Annotated in this window: 12 protein-coding genes; 8 read left to right on the forward strand and 4 right to left on the reverse strand. The window is 67.3% G+C overall.

Annotated elements, in window-relative coordinates; genetic code table 11:
* Window positions 1–98 precede the first annotated feature (98 nt).
* From dacB to hpt, 4 genes are read left to right on the forward strand one after another with little or no spacing between them, the layout of a single operon-like run.
* Entirely contained in the window at window positions 99–1,487 is a 1,389-nt protein-coding gene (gene dacB, locus QXK92_RS27870) for a D-alanyl-D-alanine carboxypeptidase/D-alanyl-D-alanine-endopeptidase (RefSeq protein WP_306247986.1), read from the forward strand.
* Window positions 1,484–2,527 carry a zinc-dependent metalloprotease gene (locus tag QXK92_RS27875; protein WP_306247201.1) on the forward strand — a complete coding sequence of 348 codons (1,044 nt, stop codon included), beginning with the start codon at window positions 1,484–1,486 and terminating at the stop codon, window positions 2,525–2,527. The genes dacB and QXK92_RS27875 overlap by 4 nt, the downstream gene beginning before the upstream one ends.
* Complete coding sequence (gene tilS / locus QXK92_RS27880; RefSeq protein ID WP_306247203.1) at window positions 2,506–3,465, forward strand: tRNA lysidine(34) synthetase TilS; 960 nt, start codon at window positions 2,506–2,508, stop codon at window positions 3,463–3,465. Before QXK92_RS27875 ends, tilS begins: the two co-directional genes overlap by 22 nt.
* A 38-nt stretch (window positions 3,466–3,503) precedes the next feature.
* The gene (gene hpt / locus QXK92_RS27885; RefSeq protein WP_306247205.1) at window positions 3,504–4,079 is read left to right on the forward strand and encodes a hypoxanthine phosphoribosyltransferase; all 576 of its coding nucleotides are present in this window, start codon (window positions 3,504–3,506) and stop codon (window positions 4,077–4,079) included.
* Here the strand turns inward: hpt and QXK92_RS27890 are convergent, their stop codons facing one another.
* Window positions 4,080–4,805: an SIMPL domain-containing protein gene (locus QXK92_RS27890; protein ID WP_306247206.1), complete on the reverse strand. Its 726-nt coding sequence runs from the start codon at window positions 4,803–4,805 to the stop codon at window positions 4,080–4,082.
* Between the two features lie 665 nt (window positions 4,806–5,470).
* Here QXK92_RS27890 and QXK92_RS27895 point away from each other — a divergent pair.
* The 4 genes from QXK92_RS27895 to QXK92_RS27910 all read left to right on the forward strand — a co-directional run bounded on the left by QXK92_RS27895 (window position 5,471) and on the right by QXK92_RS27910 (window position 9,245).
* A complete protein-coding gene (locus QXK92_RS27895) occupies window positions 5,471–5,770 on the forward strand; it encodes a PE family protein (RefSeq protein WP_306247209.1) in 300 nt (99 codons plus the stop codon).
* Between the two features lie 9 nt (window positions 5,771–5,779).
* Entirely contained in the window at window positions 5,780–7,027 is a 1,248-nt protein-coding gene (locus QXK92_RS27900) for a PPE family protein (RefSeq protein WP_306247211.1), read from the forward strand.
* 667 nt (window positions 7,028–7,694) lie between these two features.
* Window positions 7,695–7,994: a PE family protein gene (locus QXK92_RS27905; RefSeq protein WP_306247213.1), complete on the forward strand. Its 300-nt coding sequence runs from the start codon at window positions 7,695–7,697 to the stop codon at window positions 7,992–7,994.
* 6 nt (window positions 7,995–8,000) lie between these two features.
* Window positions 8,001–9,245: a PPE family protein gene (locus tag QXK92_RS27910; protein ID WP_306247214.1), complete on the forward strand. Its 1,245-nt coding sequence runs from the start codon at window positions 8,001–8,003 to the stop codon at window positions 9,243–9,245.
* A gap of 3 nt (window positions 9,246–9,248) precedes the next feature.
* Here QXK92_RS27910 and QXK92_RS27915 read toward each other — a convergent pair whose 3' ends face one another.
* Genes QXK92_RS27915 through QXK92_RS27925 form a run of 3 tightly spaced genes read right to left on the reverse strand, consistent with a single transcriptional unit; the run spans window position 9,249 to window position 12,411 of the window.
* Window positions 9,249–10,262 carry a zinc-binding dehydrogenase gene (locus tag QXK92_RS27915; RefSeq protein ID WP_306247216.1) on the reverse strand — a complete coding sequence of 338 codons (1,014 nt, stop codon included), beginning with the start codon at window positions 10,260–10,262 and terminating at the stop codon, window positions 9,249–9,251.
* Window positions 10,262–11,449, reverse strand: coding sequence for an LLM class flavin-dependent oxidoreductase (locus tag QXK92_RS27920; protein ID WP_306247218.1), 1,188 nt, complete (start codon window positions 11,447–11,449; stop codon window positions 10,262–10,264). Before QXK92_RS27920 ends, QXK92_RS27915 begins: the two co-directional genes overlap by 1 nt.
* A complete protein-coding gene (locus tag QXK92_RS27925) occupies window positions 11,446–12,411 on the reverse strand; it encodes an alpha/beta fold hydrolase (protein WP_306247220.1) in 966 nt (321 codons plus the stop codon). The genes QXK92_RS27920 and QXK92_RS27925 overlap by 4 nt, the downstream gene beginning before the upstream one ends.
* Window positions 12,412–12,466: the final 55 nt, after the last annotated feature.

A 12,466-nucleotide genomic window follows, 5' to 3' on the forward strand; every position in this document is an offset into this window, starting at 1 on the left:
TACACAGTAGTCGAGCAGGTGCCGCGGCAGTGCTCTACGGCCGATTCGGCAGAATGGGTCTCGAAAAGCAGAGCTACGACGCGATCGCTGAGGAATTGATGGGGCCCAAACGCTGGCGCAAGTCCACCCACGTGCTGGTCGGGCTCGTGGTGCTGGCGTTCGTCGCGGCCGTGGTGGCCGCCGCGGTGCTCTTCACCACCGGTGGTCACGGACCCAACGGAGCGCGCTCACCCGTGCCGCCGCCCCGGCCGCCGACGGTCAAGGCGGGGGTGAGCCCGGTGGCCGACAATGCCGCCGCACCGAGTTCGGAAGGCGTGACGGCGGCGCTGGCGCCCGCGGTGGCCGATCCGAATCTCGGCAAGCTGGGCGGGCGGATCACCGACGCCATGACCGGCAAGGAACTCTGGCGGCAGCTCGACGACCTGCCGATGGTGCCGGCCTCGACGAACAAGGTGCTGACCGCGGCAGCGGCCCTGCTCACCCTGGACCGGCAGGCCCGCATCAGCACCAGGGTGGTGGCGGCGGGTCAGGCCGCGCAGGGGCCCGTCGTGCTGGTGGGCGCCGGCGACCCGACGCTGTCGGCGGCACCGCCGGGTGTGGAGACCTGGTACCGGGGTGCCGCCCGGATCAGCGACCTGGTCGAACAGGTGCACCGCAGCGGCATGACTCCGACGGCCGTGCAGGTCGACACCTCGGCGTTCAGCGGTCCCGGGCTGGCACCCGGCTGGGACCCGGCCGACATCGACAACGGCGACGTGGCTCCGATCGAGTCCGCGATGATCGACGCCGGACGCATCCAGCCGACCACCGTCAACTCGAGACGGTCCAAGACCCCGGCACTGGATGCCGGACGCCAGCTGGCCATTGCCCTGGGCCTCGACCCTGCGCAGGTGACAATCGGGTCGGCGCCGGCCGGCGCGCGCCAGCTCGCGGTGGTGCAGTCGGCGCCGCTGATCCAGCGGCTGTCGCAGATGATGAACGCCTCGGACAACGTGATGGCCGAGTGCATCGGCCGTGAGGTGGCCGCGGCCATCAATCGGCCGCAGAGCTTCACCGGTGCGGTCGACGCCGTCACCAGCCGGCTCAACACGGCCCACGTCGACACCGGCGGCGCCGCACTGGTCGACTCCAGCGGGTTGTCGGTGAACGACCGTCTGACGGCCCGGACCCTGGACGGCGTGATGCAGGCCGCGGCCGGACCGGATCAGGCGTCGCTGCGGGCGCTGCTGGACCTGTTGCCGATCGCCGGCGGCAGCGGCACGCTGGGCGAACGTTTCCTGGACCGGTCCACCAACCAGGGCCCGGCCGGCTGGCTGCGCGCCAAGACCGGGTCGCTGACGGCGGTGAACTCGCTGGTCGGGGTGCTCACCGACGCCAGCGGACGGGTCCTCACCTTCGCCTTCATCTCCAACGACGCCGGCCCCAACGGCCGCAACGCGATGGACGCGCTGGCCACCAAGCTGTGGTTCTGCGGGTGCGCGACATGAGCCCGTCATCGTCCGGCCTGTCGATGGGCAATGCCGTCGACTGGCGGTTCGCCGCCACGGTGGGGGAGAAGCTGGCCCGCGGGGGGCCGGTCACCTCTGATTACACCCGCCGGCAGGTGATGGAGGAGCTGACCCGGGCGGCCGAGCAGGCCGAGCCGCCGGTCCGCGAAGTTACCGGTCTGATCACCGATGACACGGTGCCTCCGGCCCGCATCGTGGACCGGCCGGAATGGATCCGGGCGGCCGCCGAGTCGATGCGCGCCATGACCAACGGCGCCGAAAAGCCGCACAGCTTCCTCACCGGCCGGCTCACCGGAGCCCAGACGGGTGCCGTGCTGGCCTTCGTGTCCTCCGGCATCCTCGGCCAGTACGACCCGTTCACCAGCCCGGACGCCGGCACGCTGCTGCTGGTGTATCCCAATGTCATCGCCGTGGAGCGGCAGCTGAAGGTCGACCCGTCGGATTTCCGGTTGTGGGTGTGTCTGCACGAGGTGACCCACCGGGTGCAGTTCACGGCGAACCCCTGGATCGCCGGCCATATGTCGAGCTCGCTGGGCCTGCTGACCCAGGAGCCCGCCGAGGACATCCGCGAGGTGGCCGGCCGGCTCGCCGACTTCGTCCGCAACCGGGGACGCGACGAATCCCACCCCGAAGGAATCCTGGGACTGGTGCGCGCCGTGCAGTCCGAGCCGCAGCGTCAGGCCCTCGACCAACTGCTGGTGCTCGGGACGCTGCTGGAAGGCCACGCCGAGCACGTGATGGACGCCGTCGGGCCGGTGGTGGTGCCCTCGGTCGCCGCCATCCGCAGCAAGTTCGACGAACGTCGACAGCGCAAGCAGCCGCCGTTGCAGCGGTTGTTGCGTGCGCTGTTGGGCTTCGAGGCCAAACTCAGCCAGTACACCCGCGGCAAGGCGTTCGTGGACCACGTGGTGGACCGGGTCGGGATGCAGCGGTTCAACGCGGTCTGGACGGGCCCCGAGACGTTGCCCCTGCCCGCCGAGATCGATCACCCACAGCGATGGATCGACAGGGTGCTGTAGCCCAACTGCGCAGGGCAGTAAGCGAATTCGCGCAGACCCAGCTGGGTGGAACCGATCGTTGGAGCGTGGGGCTGTCCGGCGGGCCGGATTCGCTGGCGCTGACCGCGGTTGCGGCGGGCCTGCTGCCCACCACCGCCCTGATCGTCGACCACGGCCTGCAGCAAGATTCCGCATCCGTTGCCGAAACCGCACGGCAACAAGCTCTTTCGCTCGGCTGTGCCGCGGCGAAGGTGCTGCGTGTCGAGGTGACGTCGGATGGCGGCCCGGAGGCCGCCGCACGCACAGCCCGCTACGGCGCGCTGGAAGCCCAGCGGGACGGGCCGGTGCTGTTGGCGCACACGCTCGACGATCAGGCCGAGACGGTGTTATTGGGGCTGGGCCGCGGCTCCGGGGCCCGGTCCATCGCGGGCATGCGTCCGTACGATCCGCCCTGGTGCCGGCCGCTATTGCGGATACGGCGGGTGAGCACCCACGCCGCCTGCGCCGAACTGGGCCTGACACCCTGGCAGGACCCGCACAACGTGGACCGGCGGTTCACCCGTGCCCGGCTGCGGAGCGAGGTTCTGCCGCTGCTGGAGGACGTGCTGGGCGGCGGTGTCGCCGAGGCGCTGGCTCGCACCGCGACCGCCTTGCGTGAGGACACCGACCTGATCGACGCGCTCGCCGCCGAGGCGCTCACCGACGTCTCGACCGGAGCTGGGCTGGACGCGGCTGGCTTGGCCGCATTGCCTGCCCCCGTGCGCCGCCGCGTGATCCGCAGCTGGCTGCTGGCCGGCGGGGCGGTCGGACTGACCGACAAGCAGATCCGGGCAGTGGACGCGCTGATCACGGCGTGGCGGGGCCAGGGCGGGGTGGCGGTCGGGTCCAGGCTGCGGGGTCAGCGCCTCTTCGCGGGTCGCAGCGACGGCGTACTTATGTTGCGCCAGCAGGCAATTTGACGCCTGCGTTGGTTCTTCTCAGGTAGGCGTGGCACGCTGTGCTCGTGACGGCGGAGCTGTACCCGGGGGACATCAAGTCGGTACTGCTCACCCAGGAGCAGATCCAGGGCCGCATCGCTGAGCTCGGCCGACAGATCGGTGAGGACTACCAGGATCTGGCGGCCACCACCGGCCAGGACCTGTTGTTGATCACCGTGCTCAAGGGCGCTGTGCTTTTCGTGACGGATCTGGCGCGCGCCATTCCGCTGCCGACCCAGTTCGAGTTCATGGCGGTGAGCTCCTACGGGTCCTCGACGTCCTCGTCGGGAGTGGTGCGCATCCTCAAGGACCTCGATCGCGACATCCACGACCGCGACGTGCTGATCGTGGAAGACGTGGTGGACTCCGGCCTGACCCTGTCCTGGCTGTTGCGCAACCTGACCAGCCGCCATCCCCGCTCCTTGCGGGTGTGCACGCTGCTGCGCAAGCCGGAAGCCGTAGGTGCCAACGTCGACATCACCTACGTGGGTTTCGACATCCCCAACGACTTCGTGGTCGGTTACGGCCTGGACTACGACGAGCGCTACCGGGACCTGTCCTACATCGGCACCCTGGACCCTCGCGTCTACCAGTAACTAGTCCAGCTCCCATACCGCGGTCACCGAAAAACTCACTGTCTGCTGGCCGGGTTCCAGCGGCGCCATCGCGGCGCGCGGCGCGGGCTGCGGGCCGGGCGGGGGCGTCGCGCCGGAGGCTTCCGAAATAGACAGCACCTTGCCCAGGCTGAGGCCCGAGAGCTGGGCATACTGCCGGGCACGGTTCTTGGCGTCCTCGAAGGCGCGTGCCCGAGCGTCCTTGAGCAGCTGCGAATCGTCCGCGATCGAGTAACTCACCGAGCCGATCCGGGTGGCGTCGCCGCCCGTGCTGACGATCAGGGACAGCAGCTTGGACGCGGCATCTGTGGGATGAATCTTGATCTCGATCCCGTTGGTGGCCCGGTAGCCGGCGATCGTGGCGGATCCGGCGGATTCAGGCGTGGTGTATTGCGGTTGCAGGCTGACCTGCGTGGTGCGGATATCTTTGCGGTCCACGCCGGCCCCCTGCAGGGCATTGATCACCGCTTGCTGGCGGTCGTTGGTCTGATTCATGGCGGTGGTGACGTCGGGTGCGGTGAATTCGATGGCCACGGCGGCGGTAAGGGTGTCCGGGACGCCCTGCACCTGCCCGGATCCGACCACAGTCACCTGCCGCGGTGTGGTCGCTGGTGACGGCGCCGCAGTGTGCGAGTCGCAGGCCGACAACGTGACCAGGGCGAGGCCCGCGGCGGCAATCGACCTGCGGGCGCGGATTGCGATCGGCATGCCTGGCACCTTAGCCGCCCGGCGCCGACGGAAGGGCCAGCAAAGGACCTGGCCGGCTCGCTGGCGCATGCCCATTTCAGGTTTCACCCAACGCGACTTCAACAATTCGGCGAAGCGGCAGGTCGGTCGCTCCGCATTTCCGCCGGGCACGGATGAGCCTTCGTAGTCATTCGCCTATCGAGATCATTGCCCGGCGCGCGCGCGGTCAGATTTACCTGGCGATTCTGTGACAGGGCGGCGTTGCGCAGGGGCAGGGTGCCGTATCTCTGCGGACCGTCATTGCGCATGCGGCCGTACGCGCTTAAGTGCTGGCGCACAGTGTTTTTGATCACAGTGGCAATGGGGGAGGTGTGCAGGCCCGGGGGCGCGACCGGCTGCGCCCCTACCGCATTAAATAGATCATGGAGTCAGAATCCAATGGATTCATATGATTCTCAAATCATATTTGAAACAAATATGATTCATAATAATCTCGATTGTCTCCTGCGTTTATCGGGAGGCAAATGAATAATTGCTAACTCGGCAATGAACAGGCTGTAGGAAGCCTGTTGTTGTTTCCGCCCGCTTGCTTAACGTGAGTTCAGATCCGCTAACGCGTCCGATGACGACGAAGTCATTGGGCGCGCAACGCTGTGAGTGCACATTGCAATCAGGGAGGAACCTTCATGTCGCTCGTCTACGCAGAGCCCGACACATTGGCTGGTGCCGCGGGGGAGTTGCAGTCCATCAACGCGGCCATGCGCGCCGGCAATTCGGCTGCCGCCGGCCCGACCACGGTGATCGCTCCGGCCGCGTCCGACCTGGTGTCACTGCTGACCGCCACCCAGTTCGCCAATCACGCGAACCTCTATCAGGAGATCGGCGCGCACGCGGTGGCGGTGCAAGAGCAGCTCGCGGCCACCCTGGGGCTGTCTGCCGCCTCGTATGGGATTACCGAAGGCGCCAACGCCGCCACGATCGGTTAGGGCGACCTCATGATTGACTTCGCAGCTCTTCCGCCCGAGATCAACTCGGCGCTGATGTATGCCGGTGCGGGTTCGGGGCCGATGCTGTCCGCCGCCGCCGCGTGGGACGCGCTGGCCGGTGAATTGCAGTCCGTTGCGGCCTCATATGGAGCGGTAGTCGTCAGCCTCACCGACGGGCCCTGGCAGGGGCCGTCGGCGGCTGCCATGGCGGCCGCCGCAACGCCGCAGATCGCGTGGCTCAACAGCGCCGCCGAAAAGGCCGCGCTAAGCGGTTCGCAGGCTGCTGCCGCGGCGAGTGCCTACGAGGCCGCCTTCCTGGCCACAGTCCCGCCGCCGGTGGTCGAGGCCAACCGGACGCTGCTGGCGACGCTTCTGGCGACAAACTTCCTCGGCCAAAACACCGCTGCCATCGCGGCGACCGAGGCGCAATACCTGGAGATGTGGGCGCAGGATGCCGCTGCAATGTACGGCTACTCCGGCGCGTCGGCGGCGGCAACCGCCCTGCCGCCCCTGACTCCTCAGTACATAGCCACCAGCCTGGCCGGCCTGGGTGCCCAGGTCAACGCGCAGTTCAACGCCCTCAACTCGGCCGCCGCGGCAGCGGGATTGCACGAGATTCCCAAGGCCTTGAGCCAGATGGCCGGTCTGACCAACACCCCGCCCTGGCTCGCCAACCCGCAGGCGGCCCTGGGTCTGACCGGACATACCTGGAACGCCACCGGTGACGGGATTGTCATCAACGGGATGCTCGGTGACGTCGTTGAGGGTCTCACCGGATCGGCGACGGTCGACGCCAGCACCGCGTTCGACACCTACATCAGGATGGTTTCTCCCTTCCGTCTCAGCACGACCGCGATGAAGGACCTTGACGGTCTCTTCCACAGCGCGTTTCCCGCTGCTTCCAAAGCTGCCGAGGGTGCCGCGAAGGCGGCCGAGGGAGCGGCGGCGGCCGTTGCCCCCACCTTCGGCAGCGGTCTGGGCAATGCCTTGGGCGGAATCGCCGGCGCGGCCGGCAACGCGGCCAAGGTCGGCGCGATGTCGGTTCCCGCCAGCTGGATCAGCACGCCGGCTGCGAACCCGATCACGGTGGCACTGAACGGAATGAGTGGTGCGGCCGCAGCCGAACCCGCCACCGCTGCGTTCGGTGGGTTGCCGATGGTGCCGGGCGCCGGCACTGGCCGGAGCGTGGCGAACTTCGCAGCGCCGCGCTACGGCTTCAAGCCGACGGTGGTCGTACAGCCTCCGTCCGGGGGATGACGAAAAGACCGGCGCAGTAGCATCTTCGACCCGAACGGCGGCAGCACAAGCTGCCGCCGTTCGGCATTTGCAGCACCGCGGCCAAGGTGGTGAAGAACTCGCCTCATTGGCGGGCCCGACCTGACGCCGCTGGTGCAGCTCCGCCCCAGAAGGGGCGATAAGGCCTGCGCCGTAACAGCTTCAACTGCAATGGCGTCGGCGTAGGCTACGTCCGTTCAGCATTCGTTGTGCCGCAGGCGAAGTCGTGAGATGTTCGCTCGCCGGGTGTTCACCTGCGCAATTCCCTTCGCGCACTGGACTATTTGGTTTCTTCTCTGTGCACCGCAGAATTCCTGGGATGCCAACCTGGTGCGTGCCAACAGCAAATCTATTGGCGGACAACAACTATGGCAAGAAGGGCAGTATAGTCCGCAACCGCGACCTTCTCAGATCCTCATGCATAGTTCATAAAATGCGGCATTTTAACACTGAGATGCGTTGCCGTGGATGAATAGTTGTCAACTCGACGATGAACAGGCCGCGAGAAGCCTTGTGTTGCCAGCGGGGGGCTCCCATAGCCTGGCCAGTGGCCGCTTCGCAGACGTTCGGGCGTAGGAGTGCGGCGTCGCCGTCAGTGAGCTGACAACGGGGGAAATTGCTTCCACAACATGCATTTACGGGAGGAAACATGTCACAAGTGATCGCACGGCCAGAGATCGTGGCCGGAGTCGCTGGTGAGTTGCAATCGATCAACGCCGTGGCGCGCAGTGGGGACGAGTTCGCGGCAGCACCGACCACCGGGGTAGTACCTGCTGCGGCGGACATGGTTTCGGTACTGACCGCTACCCAGTTCGCCGCGCACGCAAAGCTCTATCAGGTCATCAGCGCTCAGGCTGCCGCCGTTCAGGACGAGCTGGCCACCACCTTGGCCGTCTCCGCCGGCTCGTATGCCGATACCGAGGCCGCCAACGCGGCGACGATCGCCTAGCGGGGGATGGTTATGAGTTTCGCGCTGATGCCGCCGGAGGTCAACTCAACCTTGATGTACTCCGGTCCGGGTTCGGGACCGATGCTGACGGCGGCCGCTGCCTGGGAAAGCCTTGCCGCGCAGTTACACAGCACTGCGGCGTCGTATCGGTCGTTGGTGTCCGGCGTTACCGCAGGTCCCTGGTTGGGGCCCGCATCGGCGGCCATGGCCGCTGCGGTCTCGCCACACTTGACATGGTTGAGCACCACCGCCGCGCAGGTCGAGCAGGCCGGTGTCCAGGCGGCCGCGGCAGCCAGCGCCTACGAGGCCGCATTCGCCGGCACGGTGCCGCCAGTGGAGGTAGCGGCGAACCGCGCATTACTGGCAACTCTGGTGGCCACCAACATCTTCGGCCAGAACACTCCGGCGATCGCCGTGGTAGAGGCTGACTATGCCGAGATGTGGGCGCAGGACGCCAGCACCATGTACAGCTACGCCGGCGCGTCGGCTGCGGCGGCGGCGCTCCCCGAGTTGGTCCCACCGCAAACCGCCACCACACCGTCGGGCTTGGCGGCTCAGGCGGCGGCAGTGGGCCAAGCCGTTGGCGGCGCCGCGGCAGGCGACACCCTGGCGCTGCAGCAATTGATGAACACCCTGCCCAGCAGTCTGCTAACCATGGCCGGTTTCACCAATGCGCCGCCCTGGCTCAGCAATCCCGCTGCGGCACTGGGCCTGACGGGGCACACCTGGAACTCCAACGGTGACGGGATTGTGGTGGCCGGCCTCCTCGGCGACGTGGTGGAGGGTCTGACGGGGTCGGCGACCATCGACGGCAGCACGGGTGTCGACGCCTTCATCAGGCTGGTTTCTCCGGTCAGGCTCTTCGCAACCGTCTTCAGGGACATCCACGGACTCGGCACGTCCCTGCTGCCGCACGCCGCATCCGAGGGCGCCAAGGCATTGCAGGCGCTGCCTGCTGCCATCCCGGCGCCCTCGGTCCTCCCGGGACTGGGCGGGATCGGAACCGCCGCACAGATTGGAGGCCTATCGGTGCCCAATGCGTGGGCGGCCGGCACCCCCGGTCTCGGCCGGGTATCGGCATTGCCGTTCAGCGGCGCGGGCGCCAACGCGGCCGCGGCTCCATTGCCCAGCCAACACCTGCTCGGCGGCATGCCGCTAACCGGTGGTCTGGGCCGCGGCGCAGCTGCCGCGAACGCTCCGCGTTACGGGTTCCACCCGACGGTGATGACCCGGCCACCGTTTGCGGGATGAACTCTACGGCGTCACCAGGATCTTGCAGTGCCGCTCCGGATCTGCTAGATCGTCGAATGCCGTTCCGACGTCCTGTAATCCGACCTCGCCGGTGATCATGGGTGCGACGTCGATCAGGCCCTCGGCGATCGCACGCAACGAGTCGGCAAACTCCTCGGGTGTGTAGGCGTTGACGAACTGCAGGCTGATCTCCTTCGCGATGCCGAAGAACGGATGCACGGTGTCGGGCTGCATGCACACGCCGGCGATGACGAGCCGGGTGCCGTTGCGGGCGCGCCACATGATGTCGTCGATGATGCCGGGTACCCCGACGGCCTCGAAGACCACCCGTGCTTTGACGCTGTCGAACGGCGACCCCTGTGCCGGATCGACCGTCTGGTGGGCGCCCATGGTGGCCGCCAGCTCGCGCCGCTTGGGCGAGAAGTCCGATGCCGCAATATGTTCCACCCCGCGCACTCGCAGCGCCGCGATGATGGCGATGCCGATCGGTCCGCAGCCGATCACCAGTGCGGTTTCAGCCGCCTCGATCTTGGACCTGTTCACCGCGTGCAATCCCACCGCCATCGGTTCGGCCAGCGCGGCATGCCTGGCGTCCAAGCCGTTCGGGACGGGCAGCAGCAGCGGGGCCGAGAGCAACATCCGCTCGGCGTATCCGCCGAGCGTGGTGTTGCTGAAGACGATCGGTTCAACGCCTTTGTCGGACAGCACTACCGGCACTGACGTCACTAGGGTGCCGGGCGGATGGGTTTCGGTATCGGGTCCGGCCTCGAGGATTTCGGCGCTGAACTCATGCCCCATGAAGACGTCCCGGCCAAGGTCGAGGTCCATGCCGCCCCGGCCCCGGGCCAGCTGATTGCTCAGCGCCACCACGTCGGCACCGTGTGCCGCGAAATGCAGGTCCGAACCGCAGATTCCGCAACACCGGACCCCGACCAGCACCTGTCCCGGTCCCGGCACCGGGTCCGGGACGTCGTCCCGGTACACCATGCGCCCGTCGCGCAACACCGACGCGCGCATCAGTTGGCGGCGCCGTCGTGCTCGGCCACATGCTGGGTAATCGCCTGCACGACAGCCTGACCGGCACGGCCGATGAGTTCCTCGCGTTTGTCCCTGGCCCATTCGTGGGAGGCCCGCGGCGCTTCGAGCTGGCCCTTGAAGTGAGGAATCACCTTGCGGGCAAACAGATCATAGGAGTGGTAGGTCGCCTGGGGCGACGCCCAGTCATGGCCTAGCAACAGCAGGGTGCCGAAACCGCCCGAGCGTTCCAGTAGATCCTCGATGTACGCGATGGCATCCTCGGGCGTGCCGATACAGCAATTGCCCTTAGCCGCATAGTCTTCGACGAACTCGCGCGGTGATTGCGCCCCTTCGACCGTGTTGGACAGCGGGACGAAGCCGGCGGCACCGAAGTACTTGGCGAAATCCAACAGCCCGTACGTGCAATCCTCGATCGCCTGGTCACGGGTGTCGGCGATGTGCATGATGCTCAGCACCCGCCAATCGGTGCGGTCGGGCTCGGCGCGTCCTGCCTTCGCGGCCTGTTCGCACACGACGTCCCAGGTGTTCTCCAGCGCGGCGAATCCACCGGGCACCGACATCGACAGCGACAGCAGTGAGGTGCCCAGCGCGCCGGCCAGTCGCGGTCCGGACGGCGAGATCATTGCGGCCGTGGAGATCTCGGGATACGGCCAGGTGTAGGGACGAATGTGCAACTGCGCATCGCGAAGTGTGAACCAATCGGTATGGCGGTCGATCCGTTCGTCCGGCGCGGCGCGGAACAACGCCAGGATCGCCTCCAGCGATTCCTGCATCATCCGGCGCTGGTCGACCGGATCGATGCCCATCATGTAGGCGTCGGAAGGCAGCGCGCCCGGCCCGGTGCCGAACATGACGCGTCCCCGGGTCAGGTGATCCAGCAGTACCCAGCGGTCGGCCACCATGAGCGGATGGTGATACGGCAGCGAAACGACGCCGGTGCCCAGCCGGATGTGCTTGGTGCGTTCGGCGGCGGCCGCGATGAAGACCTCGGGGCACGCGATCAACTCGTAACCCCCCGAATGGTGTTCGCCGAACCAAGCCTCGTCGTAACCCAGGCGGTCCAGTGCGACCACCCGTTCCATGTCGTACTCCAGCGCCACCGTCGGCGATTGGCCGGTCGGGTGAAACGGGGTGATGAAGACTCCGAAACGCATTGGTGCACTCACCATTCCACTCCTTTGAGGAATTCCAGCAGGGCGGAATTGACTTCGGCGGGCCGCTCCTGCTGCAGCCAGTGCCCCGCCCCCTCGATCATCAGCTCGCGGTAGGGGCCACTCACCACTTCGGCGGCGCGGTCGCTGCGGGTGAACGCCAGCACCGGGTCGGCTGTGCCGCCGATGAAAAGGCAGGGCACCGTGATCTTCGCGCTGTCGAGTTGCGGCGTCGTCTCCCAGTTGCGGTCCATATTGCGGTACCAGTTCAGTCCGCCGGTGAAACCGGTGCGGGTGAATTCGCTTACATAGTGGTCGATTTCGTCCTGACTGATCCAGTCGGGCAACCCTTCGGGCTCCGGGAGCCGGTCGATGAAACCCTCAGGTCCCGGCGCCACCATCCGCAATGCCGCGCCCTGGTCGCCGGTGAGCTGCAGGCTTCCCATCATCCGGCGCATCACCCGCGCGGGGTCGCCGTTGAGTTCGGCGTCAGCCACACCGGGTTCCTGGAAATACAGGATGTAGAAGAAGTTTTCGCCGAACGTGCGCCGGAGCGCGACGGTGACCGGACGCTTTGCGCGCGGCACCGGCGGAACGCTCAGTGCGGCGACGGCGGCGACGCGGTCCGGGTGCAGCAGGCCCGCGTTCCACACCACCATGGCGCCCCAGTCGTGGCCGATCCAGGCGGCGCGCTGGGCGCCGACGTCGTCGAGCAAGCCGGCGATGTCGGCCGTCAGTTGGTGGATGTCGTAGGCCTCGATCGCGGCCGGACACGACGAGCCGCCATAGCCGCGCTGGTCGGGTGCGAGCACGTGGTAGCCGGCGTCGGCGAGCACCGGGATCTGATGTCGCCAGGAGTAAGCGAGTTCCGGGAAGCCGTGACACAGCACCACGACGGGCGCACCGCGCTCCCCGGCCTCGACCACGCGCAACCGCACACCGTTGGTGTCAACTAACCGTTCGGTTGATAGGGCCATCGTCTCACCAAATCACACCGCCACCGGCCTGAGAAGGGGCCGCCGGTGGTTATCG

It is taken from the genome of Mycobacterium sp. TY815 (assembly GCF_030755135.1).
Lineage (GTDB): Bacteria > Actinomycetota > Actinomycetes > Mycobacteriales > Mycobacteriaceae > Mycobacterium.